Raw genomic sequence first — 26495 nt, 5'->3', positions numbered from 1 at the left:
TGGGTTCATTTCTGCTCGAACATCACATAGATCTTGCGGCACGGCTCCAGCACTTCCCAGGTGCCCTTGAAGCCTGCGGGGATCACAAAGCGATCGCCGGCACGCAAGGTCTTGGCGCCGCCGTCCTGGTCGCGCAGCACCGACACACCCTGGACGATCTCGCAGTACTCGTGCTCGGTGTAGTTCACCGTCCACTGGCCCACCTCGCCTTCCCAGACGCCCGCAGCGAACTGCCCGCACGGGCTGGTGTAGTGGTTGTAGACAGCCTGGTCAGGCTCGCCCTTGAGGATTTTCTCCGCTGCCGGACGGTAGCGTTCGGCTTCGGTCAGAACTTGGGCAAAGTCGACGATGCTGGTGATACTCATGGTGGTTACCCTGTCGTTGTTTAATAAAATGAACATCAGTAGGCATTTGAGCCGTTGGTGTCAAATATATTGATAGTTTCCCCGCCCTGGTTTAGGGTGGCAGGTGCCCGTGTGCGTCGTCACCCGGCCAGAATTTCTGACAGCGCCCGTGAGTCCTCAGTGCGGCGTTGCACCTTAACAAGAGAGGAGTTTCCTATGACCACCCTGACTCGTGCGGACTGGGAACAGCGTGCCCAGCAACTGAAGATCGAAGGCCGCGCCTTCATCAACGGCGAATACACCGATGCCGCATCCGGTGAAACCTTCGACTGCCTGAGCCCGGTGGACGGACGCTTCCTGGCCAAGGTCGCCAGCTGCGACCTGGCCGACGCCAACCGCGCTGTCGACAACGCCCGCGCCGTGTTCGAATCCGGCGCTTGGTCGCGCCTGGCCCCGGCCAAGCGCAAGGCCAAGCTGATCCGCTTCGCCGACTTGCTGCGCAAGAACGTCGAGGAACTGGCCCTGCTCGAAACCCTCGACATGGGCAAGCCGATCGGTGACTCCTCCACCATCGACATTCCGGGCGCGGCGCAGGCCATCCACTGGACTGCCGAAGCCATCGACAAAGTCTACGACGAAGTCGCCCCGACCCCGCACGACCAACTGGGCCTGGTGACCCGCGAGCCCGTGGGTGTGGTCGGTGCCATCGTGCCGTGGAACTTCCCGCTGCTGATGGCGTGCTGGAAGCTGGGCCCAGCCCTGGCCACCGGCAACTCCATCGTGCTCAAACCGTCCGAAAAATCGCCGCTGACCGCAATCCGCATCGCCCAGCTGGCCATCGAGGCCGGTATTCCGGCTGGCGTGCTGAACGTGCTGCCAGGCTACGGACACACCGTGGGCAAGGCCCTGGCCCTGCACATGGACGTCGACACCCTGGTGTTCACCGGTTCGACCAAGATCGCCAAGCAGCTGATGGTCTATGCCGGTGAGTCGAACATGAAGCGCGTGTGGCTGGAAGCCGGTGGCAAGAGCCCGAACATCGTCTTCGCCGACGCCCCTGACCTGCAGGCCGCCGCTGAGGCCGCCGCCAGCGCCATCGCTTTCAACCAGGGCGAAGTCTGCACCGCAGGTTCGCGCCTGTTGGTCGAGCGCTCGATCAAGGACAAGTTCCTGCCCATGGTGGTCGAGGCCCTCAAGGCCTGGAAACCGGGCAACCCGCTGGACCCGGCAACCACCGTCGGTGCCCTGGTCGACACCCAGCAGATGAACACCGTGCTGTCCTACATCGAGGCCGGTCACCAGGATGGCGCCAAGCTGCTGGCTGGTGGCAAGCGCATCCTCGAAGAGACCGGTGGCACCTACGTCGAGCCGACTATCTTCGACGGCGTGACCAATGCGATGAAGATCGCCAAGGAAGAGATCTTCGGCCCGGTACTGTCGGTGATCACCTTCGACACCGCCGAAGAGGCCGTGGCCATCGCCAACGACACGCCATACGGCCTGGCGGCGGGCATCTGGACCTCGGACATTTCCAAGGCGCACAAGACCGCCCGCGCCGTGCGCGCCGGCAGTGTCTGGGTCAACCAGTACGACGGTGGCGACATGACCGCGCCGTTCGGTGGCTTCAAGCAGTCGGGTAACGGCCGTGACAAGTCGCTGCACGCGCTGGATAAGTACACCGAGCTGAAGGCGACCTGGATCAAGCTGTAATCGGGTAGCGCCTTTTTTCGCGGGGCAAGCCCGCTCCCACATGAGTAGTGGGAGCGGGCTTGCCCCGCGATGCTTTTTGCCAGAATTCTTACCCGGAGGCCGCTATGCGTTGGGGAACCTACTTTGCCGTCCTGGCGTCGGTGCTCAGTGTCGGGCTTGCGCTCGGCGTGAGTATGCCGCTGGTGTCCCTGCGCCTGGAGGGTTGGGGCTACGGTGGATTCGCCATCGGCGTGATGGCGGCGATGCCGGCCCTAGGTGTGCTGGTCGGTGCCAGCCTGGCCAGCCGCCTTGCCGGTTGGGTCGGCGTACCCATGGCCATGCGTCTGTGCCTGTGGGGTGGGGCGCTGTCGATCAGCCTGGTGGCGCTGCTGCCCAGTTATGCCCTGTGGCTGGTACTGCGCTTGATGATCGGTATGTCGCTGACGGTGGTGTTCATCCTTGGTGAGAGCTGGATCAACCAGTTGGTGGTCGAACAGTGGCGTGGCCGGTTGGTAGCGCTGTATGGCAGCAGCTATGCACTTAGCCAGTTGGCCGGCCCGTTGGTTCTAGGTTTTCTGGGCTCTGACGATGATTTCGGCTTCTGGGCGGCGAGCGGCTTGTTGCTGGTTGCACCGCTGATTCTGCTGGGGCGCGGCGGTGCACCGACCACTGAGGCGTGCAGCGTGACCTTCGCCGATCTGTTCGGCTTTTGTCGGCGTCTGCCGGTGATCGCCTGGGCGATCGCGCTGTTTGCGGCATTCGAGGCGATGATCCTGACGCTACTGCCGGTCTACTGCCTGCAGCAAGGGTTCACCACGGAGGTGGCGTTGTTCATGGTCAGCACTGTGGTGGTGGGTGATGCGGTGCTGCAATTACCGATTGGCGCCTTGGCCGATCGCATGTCACGGCGAACGCTGTTCAGCGGCTGTGCACTGACCTTGCTGGTCTCAAGCCTGGTGATTCCAGTGCTGCTGCATAACCCGGCGATCTGGCCGCTGTGGGTCCTGTTCGGTGCCAGCGCGGGCGGCTTGTTCACATTGTCACTGGTGCTGATCGGCGAGCGCTATCGGGATGACGAACTGGTGCGGGCCAATGCTCACGTGGCGCAGCTGTGGGGTATCGGTTGCCTGCTCGGGCCGTTGCTGGCCGGGGCGGGGAGCCAGTGGATCAGCGGGCACGCGTTGCCGTTGCTGATGGCAGCGGGAGCGGCGGGGTTGGTGCTGCTGACACGGCGCAAAGATGCATTTGAACCTGCGGCGGCGTGATTACTGACTGGGGCTGCTACACAGCCCCTCGCCGTCAAGCTTACACACATCTGTAGCGCACCATCTCGATCCGATGCAGCGGGCCCACAACGGGCCCTAGCCGGCTTCATCAGACATCATCCGAGGCGAACAACCGCTCCAGCTCCACCCGCGCCTCCTTGGCCGTCTGCATCACCTTGGCCCGGTCGTCGCGTACCTGCCCCTGGGCCTCCAGGACCTGCTCATCATGCTCGGTGAACCGGGCGATGCGGTCTGTCGCCTGCGCTTCGGTGAGCCCCAGCCCGATCAGCGCGCGCCGGCTCATCTCCAGGCTGGAATAGAACGTCTCGCGAATCGGGTCGGCACCCACGTCAATCAGCTTGTGCACGTGCTGGCGGTTGCGTGCCCGGGCGATCACTTTCAGGTGCGGATACAGGCGCTTGGCCCGCTCCGCTGTGTGAATGGCCACCTCGGGATCATCAATGGTGATGATGAAATACTCCGCCTCGCCAACCTTGGCCGCGTGCAGCACTTCGGGGCGCAGCGGGTCGCCATAGAACACTGGCACCTGTTCGAACATGCGAGTCATTTCGATGGCGTCGACCGAGGTCTCCAAGGCAATGAACGGGATCTTCTGCGCCCGCAGTATGCGCGCGACGATCTGGCCCATGCGGCCCATGCCGGCGATCACCACGCGCGGGGTGCCCGCGTCGATGGCCTTGTACTGCTCGGGCACCTCGCGGGCGGCCTGCGGGCGCTTCAGGGCGCGGGCGCAGCCGAGCATCAGCAGTGGCGTTAGCGCCATCGACAGGGTGATGGTCATCAACAGCAGGTCGTAGGTCTGGGTGTCGAGCAGGCCCTGGTCCTTGCCCAGCTTGAACACCACGAAGGCGAACTCGCCGCCGGCGGCCAGTACCATGCCCAGGCGCAGGGCGCTGGCGCTGTTCAGGCCACCCGCCAGGCGGCCGACGCCTATCAGCAACGCCAGCTTCACGCCGATCAACAACAGGGTCAGGCCCAGCAACACCAGCGGCATTTCCAGCAGCAGGCGCAGGTTGGCGCCCATGCCGACGCTGATGAAGAACAGGCCCAGCAGCAGGCCTTTGAACGGCTCGATCTGCGACTCCAGCTCATGGCGGTATTCGGAGTCGGCCAGCAGCAGGCCGGCGAGGAAGGCGCCCAGAGCCATGGACACGCCGGCTTCCTCCATCAGCCAAGCGGTGCCGATTACCACCAGAAGCGCGGTGGCTGTGGAGACTTCCGGCAAACCGGTGCGGGCGACGATACGGAACAACGGACGCAGCAGATAGCGGCCGCCGACGATGACGATGGCGATGCTGGCGAACACCTTCAGGCCATGTTCGATGCTGTCGCCGTGGCTGGTGTCGGGGCCGCTGGCGGCCAGCAGCGGCACCAGGGCGATCAACGGGATTGCGGCAATGTCCTGGAACAGCAGGATGGCGAAGGCCAGCCGACCGTGGGGCGCATTGAGCTGCTTGCTCTCGGCCAGGCTCTGCAGGCCCAGTGCGGTGGATGACAGCGCCAAACCCAGGCCGAGCACGATGGCCGCCGGCAGGCTCTGGCTGAAGCCGAACAGGGCGATGGCGCCAAGTACCGCGCCGGTCAGCACGACCTGAGCGGTGCCGACGCCGAACACCGATTTGCGCATCAGCCACAAGCGTCGTGGTGAAAGCTCCAGGCCGATGATGAACAGCAGCAACACCACACCCAGCTCGGAGATGTGCGCGACGCTCTCGGTGTCACGGATCAGTCCCAGGGCCTGCGGGCCGATGGCCACGCCGGCCAACAGGTAGCCGAGCACGGCGCCCAGTTGCAGGCGCTTGGCCAGTGGCACGGCGACCACGGCGGCGAGGAGGAAAATGACGGCGGTTTGTAGAAGGCTGCCTTCGTGTGGCATCGCTCGGACTCCTTGAACTGCATGCGGCAGCGCTTGATGCAACAGCTTATGCCATCGATGAAAGAGGCGGGCATTTTCGGCGGACAAGGGATACAGGACAATCCTGGGGTTACAGGAAGCAGCGTTCTGAATGTCGGACCTTTGCTGAATCAGTCGCGGGACAAGCGCGCCCACAGGTGTGATGTCTGCGTGGGAGCGGGCTTGCCCCGCGGAGGCGATCGACCCGTTATTGCAGATGGGTTTTCAAGGCCTGTGCCGCCTGGTCCATGGCACTGCGCACACTAGGCACGCTGCTCAGTACATTGAGCAGGCCATAGTCATGGATCATGCCGTTGTATCGCACGGCGGTCACCGGCACTCCGGCGGCGTCCAGTTTCCGGGCATAGGCTTCGCCTTCGTCGCGCAGCACGTCCATTTCGGCGGTTTGCACCAGGGCCGGCGGCAGGCCCTTCAATTGCTCCACGCTGGCGCGCAGCGGCGAGGCGTGGATGTCGTCGCGCTGGCGCGGGTCGGTGATATAGCTGTTCCAGAACCACTGCATCATGTTGCGGGTCAGGAAGTGTCCTTCGGCGAACTGGTTGTAGGACGCATTGTTGAAGTTGGCGTCGGTCACCGGCCACAGCAGTGCCTGGAAGCGCAGCTTCGGCGTGCCGGCCTCCTTGGCCTTCAGTGCCACCACCGCGGCCATGTTGCCGCCGACGCTGTTGCCGGCAACCGCCAGGCGGCTACCGTCCACGCCGATCTCCTTGCCATGCTCGGCAACCCAGCGGGTGGCCGCGTAAGCCTGGTTGATCGCGGTGGGGAACTTCGCTTCGGGGGACGGCGTATAGTCGACATACACTGCCGCAGCACCGGAGCCCACCACAAGGTCACGGATCAGGCGTTCGTGGGTAGGGTAGTCACCCAGCACCCAACCGCCACCGTGGAAGAACATGAATACCGGCAATTCGCCCTTGGCCCCTGCGGGCCGAACCACACGGATCTCCAGTGGCTGGCCACCGGCCTGGATGGTCCGGCGTTCGACGCGTATCTCCGACACATTGACCTTTACGCCGGCTTGGGCTCCGCTGAGCACCGCACGGGCATCCTTGGGCGCCAGGGTCTCCAGCGGCTTGCCGCCACCGGCGGCCAGGGCGTCGAGGAAACCCTGGGTGGTGTGTTCGACACCGGGGCTGCCGGCGGCGAAGGCGCTGTTCACGGCAAGGGCCAGCAGGCCGGCGGTCAGGGTGTGGGACAGTTTCATGTTCTAGCTCCTTTGGTGGGCGAGCCGCGGCTCAGTTCTGATTGGCAAGGACGGTGGGTTGCACGTAACTCACGGCGCGCAGCTGGCCGCTGCTGTCGCGGTAGGTCAAGGTGGCGGTGCTGGTCTGACCTTGGGTGCTGGTGGGGGCATCGACGCTGACGACCTTGGCGATGTCCAGGTCCATGCCATAGTGGTACGGGGTGGCTTCGCTGGCGAAGCTGCTGACGCTGGTGCCGAGGGCCAGGGTGGTGACGGTGACGGCGAAGGCTTTGCGAAGGGTCATGATCGTTCTCCGGGTTCTGCTGAGTGGGGTTGGCGACTGCTTACTGCTTGAGGTGATATTGCGCGCAAATATTTAGTGCGCAAAATATATTTCCGCTATGAGATCGATTGACTGGGTCTGTCGAAGGGGCTCAGCCATGATGCAGCGGGTGATTGCGCGGAAGCCGCCTTAATAGATCAGGCGCTGGGCCGGTACTGCAGCGCCTCCGCCAGGTGCGACCTGGCGATGGATTGCGCGCACTCCAGGTCCGCCAGGGTGCGGGCCACCTTCAACAGCCGGTGTGCTGCCCGTAACGACAGCGTCAGCCGTTCGCAGGCCTGCTCCAGCCAGGCCTGGTCGACCGGCTCCAGCGGGCAATGCCGGCGCAGCCCCTTGAGATCGAGGAAGGCATTGGCGCAGCCCTGCCGGCGCTGTTGCAGCTCCCGTGCCTCGGCCACCCGCTGGCCAACACTGGCGCTGGTCTCCCCGCTGGGCTGGTGGGTCAGCACGGTACTTTCCCGGGCCACTGTCAGGTGCAGGTCGATGCGGTCGAGCAGGGGGCCGGACAACTTGTTGCGGTAGCGCTGGATCTGCTCGCTGCTGCACCGGCAACGGCCGGTCGGGTCACCCAGATAGCCGCAAGGACAGGGGTTCATGGCTGCCACCAGTTGAAAGCGCGCCGGGAAGCGTATCCGGTCCTTGGCCCGAGCTACCACGATCTCGCCAGACTCCAGCGGCTCGCGCAGCACCTCCAGCACACGTCGTTCAAATTCGGGCAGCTCATCGAGGAACAGCACGCCATGGTGCGCCAGGGTGATCTCGCCGGGTTGCGGTCGGCTGCCACCACCCACCAGCGCCGGGCCGGAGGCCGAGTGGTGGGGATGGCGAAACGGCCGCTGTGGCCAGCAATCGAGCGGTGCTTGGCCACTGACCGAGCGGATCGCCGCCACCTCCAGCGCCTCGCGCTCGTCCAGCGGCGGCAGTAGCCCGGGCAGGCGGCTGGCGAGCAGGGTCTTGCCGGTGCCCGGCGGGCCGGAGAGCAGCAGGTTGTGGGCACCAGCTGCGGCGACCAACAGCGCCCGCTTGGCAGCGATCTGGCCTTGAACTTCGCTGAGGTCCGGGTAGGGGCGTTGCTCCAGTAACAGGCCTTTCGCCACGTAGGGTGACATTGCCGGTTGAGCATTCAGGTGGGCTGCCAGTTCCCGCAGACTCCCCACCGCGTACACCACCAGGCCGTTGGCCAGGCTGGCTTCCTCGGCATTCTCCCTGGGTACTACCAGCGCCCGACCCGCGTCTCGCGCCGCCAATGCCGCAGGCAGTACACCCTGCACCGGGCGCAGCGTACCCGACAGCGCCAGTTCCCCCAGGCATTCAATGCCGTCGAGGGCGGCAACCGGTACCTGGCCATTGGCGGCCAGGATACCCAGCGCGATGGCCAAGTCGTAGCGGCCACCGTCCTTGGGCAGGTCGGCTGGGGCGAGGCTCTGGGTGATGCGCCGTGCCGGATAGTCCAGGCCAGAGTTGACGATGGCGCTGCGGACTCGATCCTTGCTCTCCTTGACCGTGGTTTCTGGCAGACCGACCAGCGTGAGCGTGGGCAGGCCGTTGGCCAGGTGGGTTTCGACGCTGACAGCCGGAGCCTGCACCCCGACCTGGGCGCGGCTGTGGACGAGGGCGAGGGACATTGACACTCCGTGTTTGCAGGTGATGGCCGCGTCCTGCGGCCTGGCAAAGCTTAGTGGTGCTCTTGTGCAAGTGGACGAGAAGAGTGCGTCGAATTTTGTCCGGCCTGCCCCCCAAGTCTGTGGGCGCCCGTCGTGCGTGGCTGCCTGGCGCAGATCACCGAAATCCCCGAACCCCGCGCCCGCGCCAGCAACTCCTCGGTATCATCACCGCCCGGCAGCGCCAGCACCAGGTCGGGCCGACTGTCGCGCAACATAAAGAGGTTGCGCAGGCGCTCGGCCAACTTGCCGTGGAGTTGCCAATTGGGCGGGTAGCGCACTATGTCGGCGCCCTGTTCGCGGGCCCAGCCTTCGATTTCGCCGCCCAGATGCTGGCTGCCGCCGTGGATCAGCACCTGGATTGGTTGCTGGCGCTGGAGGGCGTCCAGCGCCTGGCGGCAGCGTTGGTTGTCGGCGTAGTTGCGCCCCGCGCAGATCAGTACGCGCATGCCCACCCCCTCAGAACCACTGGCCGAAGCGGCGGATGTACAGGGTCTTCATGCCCTGGGCCACCAGGCAGTAGCCGAGCAGGGTAGCGGCCAGCCATGGGAAGTATTCCCACGGCAGCGGCACCAGCCCGACCATCGCCCCCAGTGGCGAGAACGGGATGTAGATGCCCAGGCACATCACCAGGCCGGTGGCCAGGATCACCGGCAGCGCCGCGGTACTCTGGAAGAACGGCACCTTGCGCGTGCGCAGCATGTGCACCACCAAGGTCTGCGACAGCAACCCCTCGATGAACCAGCCGGACTGGAACAACGCCTGCATTTCCACGCTGTTGGCGGCGAACACGTACCACATCAGGGCAAAGGTGGTGATGTCGAAAATCGACGAGGTTGGGCCGATCCACAGCATGAAGCGACCGATGTTGCGCGCATCCCACTTGCGTGGCTCGGCCAGGAATTCCTTGTCCATGCGATCCCACGGCAGCGACAGTTGGGAAAAGTCGTACATCAGGTTCTGCAGCAGCAGGTGGATCGCCAGCATTGGCATGAACGGGATGAACGCGCTGGCCACCAGCACCGAGAACACGTTGCCGAAGTTCGAACTGGCGGTCATGCACAGGTACTTCATGATGTTGCCGAAGGTTTCGCGGCCCTTGAGCACGCCTTCCTCCAGCACCAGCAGGCTCTTTTCCAGGAGGATGATGTCGGCCGATTCCTTGGCGATGTCGGTGCCGCTGTCCACTGAGATGCCCACGTCGGCATCGCGCAACGCCGGGGCGTCGTTGATGCCGTCACCGAGGAAGCCCACGGTGTGGCCATTGGCTTGCAGTGCCTTGAGTACCCGCGACTTCTGCAGCGGAGTGAGCTTGGCGAACACCGTGCGCTCTTCGACCAGGGCCTTGAGCTGGGTGTCGTCCAGGCGTTCGATGTCCTGACCGAGCAGTGGTTGGCCGGGCTCCAGGCCCACTTCGCGGCAGACCTTGCAGGTGACCACAGGGTTGTCGCCGGTCAGCACCTTCACCTTCACGCCCATTTCACGCAGGGCGGCGATGGCCGGGCCGGCGGTTTCCTTGGGCGGGTCGAGGAAGGTCAGAAAACCACGGATCACCAGCTCGCGTTCGTCATCGGTGTGGTACTGAGGCTTGCCGTCGGCAGCTGGGATGTCCCGGGTGCCGACCAGCAGCACGCGGAAACCCTCCTGGTTGTAGCTGCTGGCGGTGGCCAGCAGTTGCTGGCGTCGCCCGGCATCCAGAGTGACCCGCTGGCCGCCTTCTTCCACATGGGTGGCGATAGCCAGCATTTCCTCGACGGCGCCCTTGCTCACCAGCAGGTGATCGCCCAGGGCATCCTTGATGATCACCGACAGGCGACGGCGGATGAAGTCGAAGGGCAGTTCGTCGATCTTGGCGTAGGCATAGGGCGGTTGGAAGCCCTGGTTTTCGCCGGCAAAGCGCAGCACGGCCTGGTCCATCAGGTTTTTCACGCCGCTCTGGTGGTGGCTGTTGAGCCAGGCCAGCTCCAACAGCCGCGCGTCCTTGTGGCCGCTGGGGTCGACGTGGTGTTCGAGGATGATGCGGTCCTGGGTCAAGGTACCGGTCTTGTCGGTGCACAGGACATCCATCGACCCGAAGTTCTGGATGGCGTTCAGGCGCTTGACTACCACCTTGCGCCGGGCCATGGCCACGGCGCCTTTGGCCAGGTTGGCGCTGACGATCATCGGCAGCATCTCCGGGGTCAGGCCCACCGCAACGGCCAGGGCGAACAGGAAGGCATCGCTCCAGTCACCCTTGACCACGCCGTTGAGCATGAACACCACCGGCACCATCACCAGCATGAAGCGGATCAACAGGCGACTGACGCTGTTCACGCCACGGTCGAAGGCGGTCTGGCTGCGCGAGCCGACGATGGCCTTGGCCAGCGAACCGAAGTAGGTGCGCTTGCCGGTGGCCACCACCACCGCGCGGGCGCGGCCGCTCACCACGTTGGTGCCCATGAAGCCGATGTTGGGCAGGTCGAGCAGGCCGCTTTCATCGCTGGCGCTGCCTCCGGCGGACTTCTGCGCGACGTTGCCGAGGGTGTCGTACTTCTCCACCGGCAGCGCCTCGCCGGTCAGTACCGCCTGGCTGATGAACAGGTCGCGGGACTCGATCAGGCGGATATCGGCGGGGATCATGTCGCCGGCCGCCAATTGCACGATATCGCCGGCCACCAGCTCGTTCATCGGCACTTCGCGCAGGTGCGCCGGCTGGTCGTGGCGCTCGCGGCGCAGCACGGTGGCGGTGGTGCGGACCATGGCCTTGAGGGCGTCAGCGGCCTTGCCCGAACGGTACTCCTGCCAGAAGCGCAGCAGGCTGCTGAGGCTGACCATGGCCATGATGATGATGACCTTGGTCAGGTCCGCTTCTTCCATGTCGCCTGCGCGTACCGGCAGCCAGTAGTCGGTGACGAAGCTGATGCCGGCGAGGGTGAGCAGCACGTAGATGAAGGGGTTGTGCAAGGCCTTGAGCAATTGCACCAGGGCCGGTTGCGGCTTGTCATGGGCGACTTGGTTGGCGCCGTCGCGCTGCAGGCGCTTGGCGGCTTCGTGCTCGGTCAGGCCCAGTTCGCTGGCATCGAGGTTGGCCAGGGTCACGGCCAGGCCGTTGCGTGCCTCGCGGGCGGCGCGCATGGACAGGCGGGTGTCTTCGCCGGCTTTGCTGCGGGTGTTGCGGTCTTTTACGGTCATTTGGCTGTGCTCCTGCCGCAGGAGGCGGCACGACACACAGTTGACTCACGGTGGGGAAGGTGAGTGAACGTGTCCCGTGTCGCAATGATTCAAACAATGAAAAACGTGGTTTTTCCGACGTTTACGTGTTCGCTGGCGAATGCCGGAAATAAGATCGGCAGCGAACTTTCTACTGGCTGATTCCATGGTCGGTTAATTCCATTTGTTAAGTGGCGGGCAATAGAAATCCAACGAACTTTAATTACTTAAAGTTCGGAAGTTTCTGACGATTTAAATGGCGTCAGTTCAGCGAACGGACAGCATCGCGCGCGTCACTGCAGGCGGTAACGGGCGCGCTATCGACTGGGCGGTTTCAGGGGTGAGGACAAGCCCCAGCCGCGAACAGGACGGTACGGGGCCTTGTGCGCAAAGGCGCGCAGGCGAGGGGTAGCTATATCGAGGTTCATGAGCTTGCCTCCGACCGGGCGGGCACCCGGGGCGGCAAGCTACGGCGGAGCATCAGGCTCTGGCGCGGCTTGCCCGACCTAGGGGCGGGCCCGGAGTTCCGGTTCAAGTGCCTGGCGGCCAACGGCTGCCAGACAGCGACTAGATACTGTGTCCATTGAATTCTTCGTGAGTTGAAATAAAGGCCCGCTTTTCGGGGCGGGTGAACTTTATGCAAAGCATAGCGGGGAAGTCAACCGGGAAGACGTAACTTAAACAAGTTTCATCTGCTGAGAGGGGAATTAATCCAGTGTGCCGCGCGATTAGCATCGCGAGGTAATCCCGCTTCTACCTGGGCAAGGTAGAAGGGGCATTCGATCAGGGCTTGGCGCCCAGGATGATGTGCGAGGCCTTGATCAGCGCGGTGGCCTTCACACCCGGCTTCAGGCCAAGTTCCTGCACCGCTTCACGGGTGACGATGGCATACACCTCGGTGCCGCCGGACAGCTTCAGCACCACCTCGGCATTCACCGCGCCGTCGCCGACCCGCAGCACTTCGCCTTCGAGGCTGTTGCGCGCCGACAGCCTGTAGCCAGCGGCATCGGTCATCAGCACCACCCACGGTGCCTTGACCAGCGCCACGGCCTGCTTGCCGACGTTGATGTTGAGGTTGTGCAGGCTGGCCATGGTGACCACCGCCACCAGTTTCTCGCCGCCGCCGAGGGTCAGCTCGACCTCGGCATTCACCGCGCCAGGCTGGACGGCGCTGACGGTACCTTCGAATACATTGCGGGCACTGACTTTCATGGCAAACACTCCGTGTATTGATCGTTATTCCTTGGCGGACGGCGCCATCCTGGCTTCCAGCTCGGCGAATTGCTGCTCGAGGGCTTCGAGGCGCGCGCGGGTGCGGGCCAGTACCACCATCTGGCTGTCGAACTCCTCGCGGCTGACCAGGTCGAGCTTGCTGAAGGCACCCTGCATCAGCACCTTGAACTGGCTTTCCAGTTCGGCGCGGGGCGCGGCGGTGTCGCCGCTGAACAGGCGCGAGGCCTGGTCGCTCAGGGCATCGAGGAAGGCTTTGGGCGCGAGCATGTCTGGTATCCGCTGATCACTGAAAGGGCAGCAGTGTAGCACGGGGCTTTTGCCCGCTTGCCCTGCACGCTTTTCGCGCAGGGCGGCCAAAAGTCGCGCACCGATTTTGTGCACTTTGTCGCTGCTGGCAACTGGCCAATCCCTACCGATTCGCGCAACTCCCTGTTTTCCCGATCGTTGTTCGAACTGGCAAGGTTTCTGCAAAGACCCGAGGGAGCCATGCACTGATGCAGTCCCTTGTGACCAGGCAGTGCGCAGGCGGAGCCGCAAGGTCCTTCGTCACAGGCGGATCGTGTGTCGGCGGGGAGAATGGAGCCGACGACGCGTTACAAAGCCAGGCGCTGCGCTTAGACTTGAGACGGGTTTGTTTTCCTGGGGCAAGTCCATCAAATCGGGAGAGAGTTTCATGAAGCTAGTCACTGCCATCATCAAGCCGTTCAAGCTGGACGACGTGCGCGAGTCGCTGTCGGAAATCGGCGTGCAGGGCATCACCGTGACCGAGGTCAAAGGTTTCGGCCGGCAGAAGGGTCACACCGAGCTGTATCGCGGTGCTGAATACGTGGTCGATTTCCTGCCCAAGGTGAAGATCGATGTCGCCATCGACGACAAGGACCTCGATCGGGTAATTGAAGCCATCACCAAGGCAGCTAACACCGGCAAGATCGGCGACGGCAAGATCTTCGTGGTCAATCTGGAGCAGGCGATCCGCATCCGTACCGGCGAAACCGATACCGACGCGATCTAAGCGCCAAGCAAAGCCTCACCAAACCCAACGCCCCAGGAGAAAACAACATGACTCTGCGTAAGATCGCAGGGCTAGGAGCCCTATTGTCCCTCGTAATGCCAGGGCTGGCCCTGGCAGAGGAAACTGCCGCCCCCGTGCTGAACTCCGGCGACACCGCCTGGATGCTCACCTCGACGGCACTGGTCCTGTTCATGACTATTCCGGGCCTGGCGCTGTTCTACGGCGGCATGGTGCGTTCGAAGAACGTGCTGTCGGTGATGATGCAGTGCTTCGCCATCACCGGCCTGATCAGCATCCTCTGGGTCATCTATGGCTACAGCCTGGCTTTCGATACCACCGGTATGGAAAAGGGCGTGCTCAACTTCAATTCCTTCATCGGCGGCTTCTCCAAGGCCTTCCTCAGCGGCGTCACGCCGTCGGGCCTGACCTCGGCCACCGCGTTGTTCCCTGAGGCCGTGTTCATCACCTTCCAGATGACTTTCGCCATCATCACACCGGCACTGATCGTCGGAGCATTCGCAGAACGCATGAAGTTCTCGGCGATGCTGATCTTCATGGGCGTCTGGTTCACCTTGGTCTATGCGCCGATCGCGCACATGGTCTGGAGCGGTGACGGTGCGCTGATGTGGGACTGGGGCGTGCTGGACTTCGCCGGCGGCACCGTGGTGCACATCAACGCCGGTATCGCCGGCCTGGTCTGCTGCCTGGTGCTGGGCAAGCGCAAGGGCTACCCGACCACGCCGATGGCCCCGCACAACCTGGGCTACACCCTGATGGGCGCGGCCATGCTGTGGATCGGCTGGTTCGGCTTCAACGCCGGTTCCGCCGCCGCGGCCAACGGCACTGCCGGGATGGCCATGCTAGTGACCCAGATCGCCACCGCCGCCGCCGCCCTGGGCTGGATGTTCGCCGAGTGGATCTTCCACGGCAAGCCAAGCGCACTGGGCATCGCCTCGGGCGTGGTCGCCGGCCTGGTCGCCATCACCCCGGCCGCGGGTACCGTCGGCCCGATGGGCGCCCTGGTGATCGGCCTGGTGTCTGGCGTGGTCTGCTACTTCTGCGCCACCAGCCTCAAGCGCAAGCTGGGCTATGACGACTCCCTCGACGCCTTCGGCGTGCACGGTATCGGCGGGATCATCGGCGCCCTGCTCACCGGTGTGTTCGCGGCGCCTGCCCTGGGCGGCTTCGGTGCGGTAACCGACATCGCCGCGCAGTTCTGGATCCAGGCCAAGGGTGTGATCTTCACCGTGGTCTACACCGCCATCGTCACCTACGTGATCCTCAAGGTCCTGGACCTGGTCATGGGGCTGCGGGTCAGCGAAGAAGAAGAGTCGGTCGGCCTCGACCTGGCTCAGCACAACGAGCGCGGCTACAACCTGTAACCGCCACGCTGGAAAACTTGCCCGGTTCGCCGGGCATTTTTTTGCCTGTAGTTTGCCGATTCGCGCCGGGCAAACGGTTTCTCTGTCCTGATCGCGACGTAGGTAGAAAACTTACAAGTCATTGGGCGTTTCTGGTGCTTTGCTTTTTCTGCGAGCGCGCTAGAATGCGCGCCGAAGGGGCCGGACGAGTAGTCCACACACTTCGCTACCCTTTGCTAGGCTTGCCAATAGCCTGTGGCCAGCAAGGGTTCAAAAAATTTTGTCGGGCCTTGCCAGGAGCAAGGCCTGCAGGGTGCCAGGCCCCCCATGAGGGGGTGGACACCCAGGGCAGTGGCCAATCCACGGCCAGTTGAATTTTCACTGGTGGCTGCCGGTCTACGGCTGCACCGGTCTATAACTAACCTGCTTTTCGCAAGTCATGAGGTAGAACATGAGCGACGACGATCTGGAAAATGATGACCTCGAAGTAGGCGACGAAGACGAGGCTGATGATGGCCTGGAAGCTGCGGCCGACGATGGCGCGGAAGATGCCGGCGATGACGACAGCAGCCCGGCACCCGCTGCCAAGGGCAAGTCCAAGGCGGCTGTCTCGGTAGACGAGATGCCGAGCATGGAAGCCAAGCAGAAAGAGCGCGACGCGCTGGCCAAGGCGATGGAAGAGTTCCTTTCGCGCGGCGGCAAGGTGCAGGAAGTGGAGGCCAACGTGGTCGCCGATCCGCCCAAGAAGCCGGACAACAAGTACGGCAGCCGCCCTATCTGAGTGGCTGAATGCAAAGAAGCCCGCCGTCGCTGCGGGCTTTTTTGTGGGCGCCGTCTGTAAGTCAGCGCCAGCGCGACAGCACGTCGGGCAACTGCGACAGCCGCTGAATCTCCGCATCCGGCGCCTGTTCGCCGCTCCAGGGCTTGTGCTGCGGGTTGAACCACACCGCCCGCAGCCCGGCGCGCTGGGCGCCGGCGATGTCATCGCCCGGATGGTCGCCGACGTGCACCGCCGCCCCTGCGTCCACCTCGCCGCGCTTCAGCGCTTCGAGGAACGGTGCCGGGTCCGGCTTGCCGATACCCAGGTCCTCGGCGCACAGGGCGAAGCGGAAGTAGTCCGCCAGGCCGAGCCTGCGCACGTCGGCATTGCCGTTGGTGACCACGCCGAGGGTGTAGTGATGGCGCAGGATCTCCAGCACCGGCTGCACCTCTGGGAACACCTCCACTTGGTGCCGCGCATGCAGGAACACCTCGAAACCTTCGTTGGCCAGTTCCTGGGCGTGTTTCTCGCTGTAGCCGACCTCTTCCAGGGCATGGAACAGCACCCGCCGGCGCAGGGCGCTTATGCGGTGCTTGAGGCCCGGCTCGGCCTGTACCAGGCGCTCGCGGATGGCGAACAGGTGCTCGACCGGCACGTTACCGAGAATCGGCGCGTTGGCTTCGAGCCAGTCGCGCAGGACGACTTCGGCGCTGGCGATGACCGGTGCGGTATCCCAGAGGGTGTCGTCCAGGTCGAAGGTGATCAGCTTGATGCTCATGAGTCCGTGTCCTTGCTGCGTTTGGCCCGAGGGTGGGCGCTGTCGTACACCGCGGCCAGGTGCTGGAAGTCCAGGTGGGTGTAGATCTGCGTGGTGCTGATGTCGGCGTGGCCGAGCATCTCCTGCACCGCACGCAGGTCCTGGGACGATTCCAGCAGGTGGCTGGCGAAGGAATGCCGAAGCATGTGCGGGTGCAGGTGCTGGCCGAGCTCGCGCTCGCCTGCGGCCTTGACTCGCAGCTGGATGGCCCGGGGGCCGAGGCGCTTGCCCTGGCGGCTGATGAACACCGCAGAGTCTCGCGGGCCGGCGATGCCGCGCAGCTTGAGCCACGCCTGCATCGCCTCGCCGGCCTTGCGCCCGACCGGCAACACGCGGCTCTTGCCGCCCTTGCCTTGCACCTGGACCAGCCCTGCGGCCAGGTCCAGGTGTTCGAGGTCGAGCCCGGTCAGCTCCGACAGGCGCAGGCCGGACGAGTAGAACAGTTCAAGGATCGCCTGGTCACGGCGGGCAATGAATTCGTCGTCGACGCCGCCATCGAGCAACTGCAGGGCGCGGTCGGTGTCCAGCACCTTGGGCAGGCGCCGCTCACCCTTGGGTGGCGCCAGGCCATTGGCCGGGTCGTGCTGGCAATGGCCTTCGCGGTTGAGGTAGCGGTACAGCCCGCGCACCGCCGAGAGCAGGCGCGCCAGGCTGCGCGAGGACTGGCCGTGATGGTGCTGGCGGGCAACGAGCTGACGCAGTTGCTGGACCTGCAGGGCCGCCCAGCCGGTGATGCCCTGGGCGTTACAGAATTCGATGACCTTCTCGAGGTCACGGCGGTAGGCCAGCAGGGTGTGCTCGGATACCTGGCGCTCATTGCGCAGGTGTGCGCAATAAGCCTCCAGCTGGCGTTCCATCAGCGCACCGAGCGCAGTGTCTGGGTGAAGCGCGGCACCACACGGCCGAGCACTTCGGCGATGTAGCTGAGGAACAGGGTGCCGACGCTGCTTTTGTAGTGCTGCGGGTCGCGGCTGCCGATTGCCAGCACGCCATGCAGGCCCTGGTACTCCAGGGTGGCCACGGCGCTGGAGCCGACTTCCTTGTGCTGATCGTTGCCGAACAGGAACGCCAGCTCGTGCTCGCGCAGGCTGCCGCTGATGGTCTTGCCGCCGCCGATCAGGCCGCCGATGGCCTGTTGCGCCTCGGCCCCGGAAACCCAGCGTCCCACGGGCGCCGCGTTCTCGCCGAACAGGATCAGGCTGACGAAGGGTACCTGGAACTCCTGGCGCAGGCTGTCCTCGACCGCCATCACCACCTCTTCCAGGGTGCTGGCGTCGAGCAGGTCGAGGATCAGCCGGCGGGTCTTGTCAAACAGCCGGTCGTTGTCGCGCGCCACGTCCATCAGCTGGGAAAGGCGATGGCGCATCTCGATGTTGCGGTCGCGCAGCAGCTTGAGCTGGCGCTCCACCAGCGACACGCTGTCGCCGCGCTGGTGAGGAATGCGCTGTTCGACCAGCAGCTCGTCATGCTCGGCGAAGAAGGTCGGGTGGGCGCGCAGATAGGCGACCACCGCTCCGGCATCGAGCTCACTGGCTGGCGAGGGTGCAACTTTGGGCTGGTCGGTCATGGCGGATACTCGCTTAGAGACGAACTTGTCCTTCGAACACACGAACGGCGGGGCCGGTCATCAGCACCGGTTTGCCGGGGCCGGCCCACTCGATGCTCAGGCGCCCGCCCGGCAGGTCGATGGTTACCGGTGAGTCCATCCAGCCTTGGCTGATCGCCGCCACGGCGGCGGCGCAGGCGCCTGTGCCGCATGCCTGGGTCTCGCCCGCGCCACGCTCCCATACGCGCAGGTTGGCGCGGTGGCGGTCGACTACCTGGATGAAGCCGGCATTGACCCGCTGCGGGAAGCGCGGGTGATGCTCGATCTTCGGGCCCAGCTCATGGACCGGCGCGCTGCGCACATCGTCCACGCGCAGCACCGAATGCGGGTTGCCCATGGACACCGCGGCGATCTGGTGCACCTGTCCGTCGATTTCGAGTGCATAGCTGGTCGCCTGCTCATCGGCGATGAACGGGACCTCGGCCGGCGTGAAGCGCGGTGGGCCCATGTCGACGCAGATCTGCCCGTCGTTGCGCACATCGAGGACGATGATGCCGCCCTTGGTCTCGACGCGAATGCGCTTCTTCGCGGTCAGGCGCTTGTCCAGGACGAAACGGGCGAAGCAGCGCGCGCCGTTGCCGCACTGTTCGACCTCGGAGCCGTCGGCGTTGAAGATACGGTAGCGGAAGTCGACATCCGGGTTGTTCGGCGCCTCGACGATCAGCAGCTGGTCGAAGCCGATGCCGGTGTTGCGGTCACCCCATTGCTTGGCGTGCTTGGGTTGGATGTGTGCGTGCTGGCTGACCAGGTCGAGGACCATGAAGTCGTTGCCCAGCCCGTGCATCTTGGTAAAACGCAGCAGCATGGGTTCACTCCGGCAGCAGGCTTTCGCCGGCGAACAGTTCGGTGACGGTCTCGCGGCGACGCACTTCGAAGGCCTGGTCGCCATCGACCAGCACTTCGGCGCAGCGGCCACGGGTGTTGTAGTTGGAGCTCATGACGAAACCATAGGCGCCCGCGGAGCGCACGGCCAGCAGGTCGCCCTCGGTCAGGTCCAGCACGCGGTCCTTGCCCAGGAAGTCGCCGGTCTCGCAGATAGGGCCGACCAGATCGTAGGCCCGGCCTTGACCTTCGCGGGGCTTGACCGCGCTGACGTCCATCCAGGCCTGGTAAAGGGCCGGGCGGATCAGGTCGTTCATGGCCGCGTCGATGATGGCGAAGTCTTTGTGCTCGGTGTGCTTGAGGTATTCCACGCGGGTCAGCAGCACGCCGCCATTGGCGACGATGTAGCGGCCCGGCTCGAACACCAGGGCCAGGTCGCGGCTGCCGACGCGCTCGCGGATGGCCTTGATGTAGTCGGCCAGCTCCGGGGGCTGCTCGTCGCGATAGCGCACGCCGACACCGCCACCCAGGTCGAGGTGACGCAGGTGGATGCCGCACTCGGCCAGGCGGTCGACCAACACCAGCAGGCGGTCGAGGGCATCGAGGAACGGCTCGACGGTGGTCAGCTGCGAGCCGATATGGCAGTCGACGCCGACCACGTCGAGGTTCGGCAACTGCGCGGCGCGCACGTAGATGGCCTCGGCGTCGGCTATGGCGATGCCGAACTTGTTTTCCTTGAGGCCCGTGGAGATGTACGGGTGGGTGCCGGCGTCGACGTCCGGGTTCACGCGTAGCGACACCGGCGCGACCTTGCCCATCTCGGCGGCCACCATTTGCAGGCGCTCGAGCTCGTCGGTGGACTCGACGTTGAAGCAGTACACCCCCACTTCCAGGGCGCGGCGCATGTCTTCACGGGTCTTGCCGACCCCGGAGAACACCACGCGATCGGCGCGGCCGCCGGCGGCCAGCACGCGTTCCAGTTCACCGCCGGAGACGATGTCGAAGCCCGCGCCCAGGCGCGCCAGCAGGTTCAGCACGCCCAGGTTGGAGTTGGCCTTGACCGCGAAGCAGACCAGGTGATCCACCCCGTGCAAGGCATCGGTGTAGCTGCGGTACTGCGCCTCGATATGGGCACGCGAGTACACGTAGGTGGGCGTTCCGAAGCGTTCGGCGATCGCCGACAGGGCCACCCCTTCCGCGAACAGCTCGCCGCCGCGGTAGTTGAATGCATCCATGGGATTTCCTTACTGCGCGGGCGACTCTTCAGGCTGCTCTTGCTGCTGCTCCAGCACTGGCTGAGGCTGGACAGGCTTGGCATGCTGGTGCGACTTGCGCGGGCCTTTGCCGTCCTTGCCGTCTTCCGGCAGGTACAGGGGGCCTTTCTGACCGCAGGCCGAAACCAGGCAAGCAACCGCGACCACTGCCGCGAGGGAGGAAATCAGGCGTTTCATGGGTGAAATCCTTGGAAATATGCAGTATTGCGGCCGAGTATACCGAGCGACCACCTGATTGCCTATGCAAGGGGTGCCCCCGCTCGGCGGGCGTAGGCGACCGAAGGACATGCGGCTTTTTCTTGCAGCTATTAGCTTGTAGCTTGAAGCTTTCGCCCTTATCGTGCCCGGCTTGCGTGTGTACAGCCATTTTTCGAGGTCCCTGCAATGAGTTTGAGCGAAGCGCGTTTCCACGACCTGGTCGACGCGACCCAACAGGCCCTGGAAGACCTGTTCGATGAAAGCGGCATGGACCTGGACATGGAAAATTCCGCCGGCGTCCTGACCATCAAGTTCGACAATGGCAGCCAGCTGATCTTCAGCCGCCAGGAGCCGCTGCGCCAACTGTGGCTGGCGGACAAGTCCGGTGGTTTCCACTTCGACTATGACCAAGAGAGCGGCAAGTGGGTGTGTGAGAAGAGCGAAGAGCTGCTCGGCGAGATGCTCGAGCGCATCGTCTGGGAGCGGGCCGGCGAGAAGCTGGACTTCGACGAGATTTGAAATGAGCGAACAGCCCAGGCCCCCCAAGCCGCTCTACAGCAATGTAAGTCCGGCGGTGCCGTCACCTTGTATCAGCATATGTCGGCTGGATGAGCGCAAGGTGTGCACCGGTTGCCACCGCCACGTCGAGCATATCCGCGAGTGGCGTGCGGCCGATGACGAGCGGCGCCGGCAGATCTGCCGCGAGGCGCTGGCCCTGAAAGCGGGGGGCCAGGCATAGCCACAACGGCGGTGTGGGCTTGAGTATTTGCCCCGCTGTGGTAGTGTCAGGGTCTGCGTCGGTGACGCCAAGCATTTCACAAACCCCGCCCTTGGGCGGGGTTTTGCTTTATCTGCCTTTAGTAAATTGCCTGTTCAAAGGAGTCTGACTGGATCATGAGCACCAAGCCTTCCCTCATCCTCACCCGACTGGACGTGCAGCGTCTCGAGCGCCTGCTCGACAGCCTCGATGAAAGCACCCCGGGTATGCTCGCCCTGCAGGACGAGCTGGACCGCGCCGAGAAAGTGGTGGGTCACGAGGAAGTCCCGGCCGGCGTGGTGACCATGAACTCCCGCGTGCACTGCCGCGAGATCGCCAGTGGCAAGGATTACCACCTGACCCTGGTGTATCCGAAGGACGCGGGTCCTGAAGGCAACGTCTCGATCCTTGCGCCGATCGGCTGCGCATTGCTGGGCCTGTCGGTGGGTGACCAGATCGACTGGCCGGCGCCGGGCGGCAAGACGCTCAAGCTCGAGCTGCTGGCAGTCGAGTACCAGCCGGAAGCGGCAGGGGACTTCGATCTCTGAGTTGATCAGGGCTCCAGCCGCGCCTGCAGCTGTTGCAGCCCATCGTTGAGTGCCTGTTCCAGTTCGCGTTTGTAGCGTAGGCAGAGGCTGGTGGACCCTTGCTCGTCCTCCAGCAGTTCGGACAGGTCGAGGTCGGTGATGTAGCAGCGGTAACTGCCGCTGCCGCGACGCTGGCGCAGGATCTGTCGCGCGACCACGGCATACAGCTGGTCGCCATGCTCCAGTTCGGAAAACTCCTGCTGGTCGCAGTAAAGGGTGACGTGCACCTCATCGCCCGTGCCGGCCTGGAGGATCGCCTGGACCTCGAAACAGGCCTGGTTCTGGCTGTCCGCAGGTGCCGGCCTGGGTTCCAGGCTGCGCGCCTTGCCTGGACCGGATGGCAGCAACTGGTAGTAGAGGATGTCCAGCGATGCTTGTTGCAGGCTGTCCAAGGGCAGCAGGGCATCGCGGCGCATCACCATCGCTTGCAGGAAGCGCTGCAATGGCAGCAGCAGGTGCGGCTCGTCCTGTTGCGGCAGCCGCTGCTGCCAGAGCGCGTTGTGCTCGTCGAGCACGTACAGGTCGGCCCAGCCTTCGAGCAGACGGTAGAACACCTGGATGCAGCCGGGTTGGCCCTGGGCCAGGACCAGTGGCAGGTCGTGGTCCTGCAGGGCGTGGGTGTCCAGGTGCAATGGGCTGTAGCTGCTGCGCTCCTCGCCGAGCGCCGCCAGCACGGCGTCGTGGTCGGCTAGGCTGGCCAAGGTGACCTGCCCGGGCTGCAAGTCGAGGATGTGGGTGTGCTGGGCCACCTGTAGCAAATAACGGTGATTCAGGCCTTGGTCGAGCAGCAGTTGCACGGTGTCGAAAATCTCCTCGACCCGCTGGCTGATGGCTTGGGCGCGGTTGTGGCAATAGCAGCGCACCCGCACCCGCGGGCGATGGCTGCGCTGGCCCAGGCTGTTAAGGAAGTCGCGCAGGCAGCGCACCAGCGCATGCTCGCCGTCGTAGCGCTGGACCAGCACCTCGTTCCAGCTGTTGAGGGTGATCTGGTCGAGGGTCAGTACCAGGTTCTCGCGCACCCCGGCGTAGCTGAGCGAGTCGGTGCGCTCGGTGGTCATCAGGATGTTCAGGTCGCGGTGATGGCGCAGCGGGTCGACGCCGACATTCACCAGCAGCAGGATCTCGTCGGCCACGCTCGGCTGCAGCAGGCGCACCTCGCTGACTGTCTCCAGAGGCAGGGGAATACTCTGCTGCAGGCTGCCGATCAGGTTGAACAGCTCGAACTCGCTCAGGTCGCTGGCGCCCGGGTGCAAGGCCAGGCGCGTGCTGCTGTCGATCACGCCATTGCGGTGGGCCCAGGTGAGCAGTTCGAGCAGTTCGCGGCAGCGCTTGATCGGGCTGAAGTGCTCCCACTCGTGTACGCCCAGGTTGCCGTTGTACAGCCCCCAGTGGTGTGTGCCCGGTTCCTTGCGGTTGGGTGATTGCACCAAGGTGAGGGTGTCCTCGGCCAGGTCCGGGGCGATGCCCGGGTTGATCACCTCGATCTTGCCGGCACGGCGCTCGAAGGCGGCGTAGAGGCGGCGGCCAAGCACATTGAGGTCACGCTGGTCGGCCCGGCTGTTGGCGTTCTGCTGGCGGGCAAACTGGGTCAGGAAGCGATAGCTGTGGTTCAGCTCGGCCACCAGTTCTCGGCGCTCGACGGCCACCTGGCGTACTTTCCACTGGCTGCGACTATCGAGCAGCGCCAGTTGGCGTTCGTCCCAGCCCCATTCCTCGGTCAGGCGCCCCAGCAACTGGCGCTGCCAGCCCCCGCTACGGCTGCGACCCAGGTCGCCGAGTTTCTTGTTCACCTTCAGATACAGGCTGCGCCGCACCAGTTCCAGGCGTGCCGGCTCGTCACGCAGGAGCAGGTAGCGCTCGATGCGGCGGTAGACCATCACATAGGGGTCGAGCTCATCCAGGTCAAGCTGGTTGGCGAACACGGCCTGCTTGTAGTCCAGGCTCAGGCAGCGCACCTGCGGGTGTTCGCTGGCGTAGGCCTCGGTGAGCAGCAGCTTGAGCAGCGACTTGTAGGGTGAGTCGATGCCCTTGAACAGCTGCCACAGCCCGGCGCCGATGAACTCGCCCGACGGGATATGCGCCAGGTGGCCGAGATCGAGGTCGTCCTGGGCACGGATGAAGCGCTTGGACAGCAGGGTCTGGGTGTAGTCGCGGTAGTTGTGCTCCTGGTACACCGGCACCAGCCACCACAGTGGCGTGCGTCCGGCCAGCCAGAGGGCGGTGCGGTAGAACTCGTCGAGCAGCAGGTAATGCTGGGTGGTGCCGCAGTCGTCGGAGCTGAGCTGGCTGTCACGCTCGCCCTGGACGAAGCCCCGGGGTTCGATCAGGAAGAAATGGGCTTCGGCGCCCTGGCTGGCCGCCCAGGTTTCGAGCAGCTGGCACTTGCGTCGCAGGTCGGCCACGGCCTGCACCTCCAGGTCCGGCGCATGGCACACCCACAGGTCCATGTCGCTCTGCTCGGCCTGGGCCAGCGTGCCGAGGCTGCCCATCAGGAACAGGCCGTGGATCGGCTGCGGCGGCTTGCCGTGGCGTGGCTTGTAGGTGAACGAGCGGGTCAGGCGCTGGGCTTCGGCGAGCAGCTCGTCGTCGGGCTCGAAACCGGAGACCCCTGCGGGGGTGGTGCCGGAAACATAGCCTGGCAGCAGCGGATGATTGACGTGGAAGAACAGCGGCAGCAGCGTGAGGACCTGCTGCTGGCGTGTGGATAACCCTTCCATTGCCCGTGCCAGACGGCCCTGGTTGATCTGCAGGAAGCGCGCGCGCAGCTTGGCCAGCTCCTTGCGGTCGATGCCTTGTTCCAGGTCGGGGCGGATTTCGTGGGGGTGGTTCATTGCGCGCTCAGGCAGGCCGGGGGAAGCACTGGCGAGTTTAGCCTGAGTGGCGCGGTCGGATAAGGGGTTGCTGGCTTTTTGACGTCAGATTTGCAACGCCTGTGCAAGCCATCGACGGTTAAGCCCGCTCCTGCAGGTCTGCCGAGTTGCAGGAGCGGGAGCAGGGGTTCAGGCCGGCTGGGCGGATTTTGATTTGAGGATGGTCAGCAAAAGCCGGACGCTTTCAGCGGCATCGATACCGAGGCTGGTCAGGTAACCACCATCGGGTTGGTCGGTGAGCCCTTTGTCATGCAGGCGCGTGGCGGCGGCGACCAGGGCGGGGGAGGCGTCGCTGCTGACCTTGATGCCTTCCTGGTGGTTGTCCAGGTTGAACTGGGAAAGGACTTCCAGTTCGGCGATCAGTTCGGGGGTAAAAGGCATGGGCAACTCCTGACTTCGAGACAAGGATGGAAGTCAGGAGTGTAGTCAGGCTTATTCGATACCGCCTTGATCCGCCTCAGGTGGCAGCTCCGGCAGGGCGCGCAGGGCGGTTTCGTACCACTCGGTATCGAACGGGCGATCTTCGTCGAGCATGGCGTCGATCTCGATGGCCAGCACGTGGGCCATGAGGTTGAGAATGTCTTCACGCTCGTAGCCGACCAGGGTCAGCTTGTTGAAGGTGGCCTTGGCGGCTGGCGGCTCGCCGCTTTCGATCTGGTTCTCGATCGCCTGGGTCAGGGTGGCCTCGGCGAAGTCTTCTTCATCATTGTTGTCGATGTCTTGGGGTTCGCTCATGGCGGTGCTCCTGTGGTGAGGCACACAGTGTGCCACGCTTGCGCTGGCAATGCCCGGCCATCAGCGCCGGGCATGGCACTGGCCAAGGGTGGGCAAGGGAGCTATAACAGCCGGGCCAACCCCATACGGCCTTGGAGGCTGTCTCAATGCTCAAGCTTCATGGATTCGCGGTCAGCAACTACTACAACATGGTCAAGCTGGCCTTGCTGGAGAAAGGCGTGCCCTTCGAAGAGGTGCCGTTCTTCGGCGGCCAGTTGCCTCAAGCCCTGGCCATCAGCCCCCGTGGCAAGGTGCCGGTGCTGCAGACCGAGCACGGTTTCATCAGCGAGACCGGGGTCATCCTCGACTACATCGAGCAGACCCAGCCGGGCAAGGCGCTGCTGCCGGCCGATGCCTTCGGGCAGGCCAAGGTGCGCGAGCTGCTGCGGGAAATCGAGCTGTATATCGAGTTGCCGGCGCGTACCTGCTATGCCGAGGCGTTTTTCGGCGCGGCGGTGGAGCCGCTGATCAAGGAGCGGGCGCGGGCCGACCTGCTGGCGGGTTTTGCCACTCTCAAGCGCAATGGCAAGTTTGCGCCTTATGCGGCCGGTGAGCAGCTGACCATCGCCGACCTGATGTTCGGTTTCTCGGTCGACCTGGCCTGTGCGGTGGGCAAGAAGGTGCTGAGCATCGACTTCCTGGCGGATTTCCCGGAAGCGAAGGCGCTGTTGCAGTTGTTGGGTGAGAACCCGCACATGGCGCGGATCGTGGCGGACAAGGATGCGGCGATGCCGGCGTTCCTCGAAATGGTCAAAAGCGGCAAGCGCTAAGGCCGGAAACGATCACGGGGCAAGGCCGCTCCCACGTCTCCTTG

Annotated in this window: 27 protein-coding genes; 9 read left to right on the top strand and 18 right to left on the bottom strand. The window is 64.4% G+C overall.

Translation table 11 applies throughout. The annotated features are described in order from the left end of the window. Nucleotides 1–5: 5 nt before the first annotated feature. Nucleotides 6–365, bottom strand: a complete 360-nt coding sequence (locus tag OH705_RS00545) for a cupin domain-containing protein (RefSeq protein WP_094010905.1) — start codon at nt 363–365, stop codon at nt 6–8. A gap of 195 nt (nt 366–560) precedes the next feature. Between OH705_RS00545 and OH705_RS00540 the strand changes: the two genes are divergently transcribed. Continuing rightward, nucleotides 561–2054 (top strand): aldehyde dehydrogenase, encoded by a 1494-nt coding sequence (locus OH705_RS00540; protein WP_023629975.1) that lies wholly within the window; start codon nt 561–563, stop codon nt 2052–2054. 104 nt (nt 2055–2158) lie between these two features. Continuing rightward, entirely contained in the window at nt 2159–3298 is a 1140-nt protein-coding gene (locus OH705_RS00535; protein ID WP_023629976.1) for an MFS transporter, read from the top strand. A gap of 109 nt (nt 3299–3407) precedes the next feature. Here the strand turns inward: OH705_RS00535 and OH705_RS00530 are convergent, their stop codons facing one another. The 8 genes from OH705_RS00530 to OH705_RS00495 all read right to left on the bottom strand — a co-directional run bounded on the left by OH705_RS00530 (nt 3408) and on the right by OH705_RS00495 (nt 13110). Further along, a complete protein-coding gene (locus tag OH705_RS00530) occupies nt 3408–5195 on the bottom strand; it encodes a monovalent cation:proton antiporter-2 (CPA2) family protein (protein WP_094010906.1) in 1788 nt (595 codons plus the stop codon). A gap of 226 nt (nt 5196–5421) precedes the next feature. Next, a complete protein-coding gene (locus OH705_RS00525) occupies nt 5422–6438 on the bottom strand; it encodes an alpha/beta hydrolase (RefSeq protein ID WP_094010907.1) in 1017 nt (338 codons plus the stop codon). Between the two features lie 31 nt (nt 6439–6469). Then, a complete protein-coding gene (locus OH705_RS00520; RefSeq protein WP_023632855.1) occupies nt 6470–6721 on the bottom strand; it encodes a DUF2790 domain-containing protein in 252 nt (83 codons plus the stop codon). Nucleotides 6722–6897: 176 nt separating this feature from the next. After that, nucleotides 6898–8385, bottom strand: a complete 1488-nt coding sequence (locus tag OH705_RS00515) for a YifB family Mg chelatase-like AAA ATPase (protein ID WP_267300553.1) — start codon at nt 8383–8385, stop codon at nt 6898–6900. A 50-nt stretch (nt 8386–8435) separates the two neighbouring features. Beyond that, nucleotides 8436–8870, bottom strand: a complete 435-nt coding sequence (locus OH705_RS00510) for a DUF2493 domain-containing protein (RefSeq protein ID WP_267300552.1) — start codon at nt 8868–8870, stop codon at nt 8436–8438. 10 nt (nt 8871–8880) lie between these two features. Next, nucleotides 8881–11592, bottom strand: coding sequence for a magnesium-translocating P-type ATPase (gene mgtA, locus OH705_RS00505; protein ID WP_267300550.1), 2712 nt, complete (start codon nt 11590–11592; stop codon nt 8881–8883). An 801-nt stretch (nt 11593–12393) separates the two neighbouring features. After that, the gene (locus OH705_RS00500) at nt 12394–12822 is read right to left on the bottom strand and encodes a TOBE domain-containing protein (protein ID WP_031316465.1); all 429 of its coding nucleotides are present in this window, start codon (nt 12820–12822) and stop codon (nt 12394–12396) included. Nucleotides 12823–12846: 24 nt separating this feature from the next. After that, nucleotides 12847–13110: an accessory factor UbiK family protein gene (locus OH705_RS00495; protein ID WP_102683536.1), complete on the bottom strand. Its 264-nt coding sequence runs from the start codon at nt 13108–13110 to the stop codon at nt 12847–12849. Between the two features lie 406 nt (nt 13111–13516). Between OH705_RS00495 and glnK the strand changes: the two genes are divergently transcribed. The 3 genes from glnK (at nt 13517) to sutA (ending at nt 15997) form a co-directional block, all read left to right on the top strand. Further along, nucleotides 13517–13855 carry a P-II family nitrogen regulator gene (gene glnK, locus OH705_RS00490; RefSeq protein ID WP_002555808.1) on the top strand — a complete coding sequence of 113 codons (339 nt, stop codon included), beginning with the start codon at nt 13517–13519 and terminating at the stop codon, nt 13853–13855. 47 nt (nt 13856–13902) lie between these two features. Continuing rightward, nucleotides 13903–15237, top strand: coding sequence for an ammonium transporter (locus OH705_RS00485; RefSeq protein ID WP_038707050.1), 1335 nt, complete (start codon nt 13903–13905; stop codon nt 15235–15237). A gap of 430 nt (nt 15238–15667) precedes the next feature. Then, the gene (sutA, locus tag OH705_RS00480; RefSeq protein WP_023632536.1) at nt 15668–15997 is read left to right on the top strand and encodes a transcriptional regulator SutA; all 330 of its coding nucleotides are present in this window, start codon (nt 15668–15670) and stop codon (nt 15995–15997) included. A gap of 61 nt (nt 15998–16058) precedes the next feature. Here sutA and OH705_RS00475 read toward each other — a convergent pair whose 3' ends face one another. From OH705_RS00475 to lptM, 6 genes are read right to left on the bottom strand one after another with little or no spacing between them, the layout of a single operon-like run. Further along, nucleotides 16059–16754, bottom strand: coding sequence for an HAD family hydrolase (locus OH705_RS00475; RefSeq protein ID WP_267300542.1), 696 nt, complete (start codon nt 16752–16754; stop codon nt 16059–16061). Then, on the bottom strand, nt 16751–17650 hold the full coding sequence (gene xerC / locus OH705_RS00470; RefSeq protein ID WP_094010912.1) for a tyrosine recombinase XerC: 900 nt from the start codon (nt 17648–17650) through the stop codon (nt 16751–16753). The genes OH705_RS00475 and xerC overlap by 4 nt, the downstream gene beginning before the upstream one ends. Then, on the bottom strand, nt 17650–18360 hold the full coding sequence (locus OH705_RS00465; RefSeq protein WP_023632259.1) for a DUF484 family protein: 711 nt from the start codon (nt 18358–18360) through the stop codon (nt 17650–17652). The genes xerC and OH705_RS00465 overlap by 1 nt, the downstream gene beginning before the upstream one ends. A 13-nt stretch (nt 18361–18373) precedes the next feature. Continuing rightward, the gene (gene dapF / locus OH705_RS00460) at nt 18374–19204 is read right to left on the bottom strand and encodes a diaminopimelate epimerase (protein WP_094010913.1); all 831 of its coding nucleotides are present in this window, start codon (nt 19202–19204) and stop codon (nt 18374–18376) included. 4 nt (nt 19205–19208) lie between these two features. Further along, the gene (lysA, locus tag OH705_RS00455; RefSeq protein ID WP_094010914.1) at nt 19209–20456 is read right to left on the bottom strand and encodes a diaminopimelate decarboxylase; all 1248 of its coding nucleotides are present in this window, start codon (nt 20454–20456) and stop codon (nt 19209–19211) included. 9 nt (nt 20457–20465) lie between these two features. Beyond that, nucleotides 20466–20672: an LPS translocon maturation chaperone LptM gene (gene lptM / locus OH705_RS00450; protein ID WP_052752569.1), complete on the bottom strand. Its 207-nt coding sequence runs from the start codon at nt 20670–20672 to the stop codon at nt 20466–20468. Between the two features lie 207 nt (nt 20673–20879). On the opposite strand from lptM, the gene cyaY reads away from it, so the two are divergent. The 3 genes from cyaY to rnk all read left to right on the top strand — a co-directional run bounded on the left by cyaY (nt 20880) and on the right by rnk (nt 21998). Then, on the top strand, nt 20880–21212 hold the full coding sequence (gene cyaY, locus OH705_RS00445) for an iron donor protein CyaY (protein ID WP_023630903.1): 333 nt from the start codon (nt 20880–20882) through the stop codon (nt 21210–21212). Between the two features lies 1 nt (nt 21213). Beyond that, complete coding sequence (locus OH705_RS00440; RefSeq protein WP_081941300.1) at nt 21214–21432, top strand: DUF1289 domain-containing protein; 219 nt, start codon at nt 21214–21216, stop codon at nt 21430–21432. Nucleotides 21433–21587: 155 nt separating this feature from the next. Beyond that, nucleotides 21588–21998 (top strand): nucleoside diphosphate kinase regulator, encoded by a 411-nt coding sequence (gene rnk / locus OH705_RS00435; RefSeq protein WP_023630905.1) that lies wholly within the window; start codon nt 21588–21590, stop codon nt 21996–21998. 5 nt (nt 21999–22003) lie between these two features. Here rnk and OH705_RS00430 read toward each other — a convergent pair whose 3' ends face one another. The 3 genes from OH705_RS00430 to OH705_RS00420 all read right to left on the bottom strand — a co-directional run bounded on the left by OH705_RS00430 (nt 22004) and on the right by OH705_RS00420 (nt 25642). After that, the gene (locus tag OH705_RS00430; protein WP_267300533.1) at nt 22004–24868 is read right to left on the bottom strand and encodes a class I adenylate cyclase; all 2865 of its coding nucleotides are present in this window, start codon (nt 24866–24868) and stop codon (nt 22004–22006) included. A gap of 168 nt (nt 24869–25036) precedes the next feature. After that, the gene (locus OH705_RS00425; protein ID WP_267300531.1) at nt 25037–25288 is read right to left on the bottom strand and encodes a TIGR02647 family protein; all 252 of its coding nucleotides are present in this window, start codon (nt 25286–25288) and stop codon (nt 25037–25039) included. 51 nt (nt 25289–25339) lie between these two features. Continuing rightward, nucleotides 25340–25642 carry a hypothetical protein gene (locus tag OH705_RS00420; protein WP_023630907.1) on the bottom strand — a complete coding sequence of 101 codons (303 nt, stop codon included), beginning with the start codon at nt 25640–25642 and terminating at the stop codon, nt 25340–25342. 146 nt (nt 25643–25788) lie between these two features. Between OH705_RS00420 and OH705_RS00415 the strand changes: the two genes are divergently transcribed. Continuing rightward, nucleotides 25789–26451, top strand: coding sequence for a glutathione S-transferase (locus tag OH705_RS00415; protein ID WP_267300530.1), 663 nt, complete (start codon nt 25789–25791; stop codon nt 26449–26451). Nucleotides 26452–26495 lie beyond the last annotated feature (44 nt).

The sequence above is a fragment of the Pseudomonas sp. BJa3 genome (genome assembly GCF_026343815.1).
In the GTDB taxonomy this organism is placed as follows: Bacteria; Pseudomonadota; Gammaproteobacteria; order Pseudomonadales; family Pseudomonadaceae; genus Aquipseudomonas; species Aquipseudomonas soli.
This window is presented reverse-complemented; position numbering and strand designations above follow the sequence as displayed.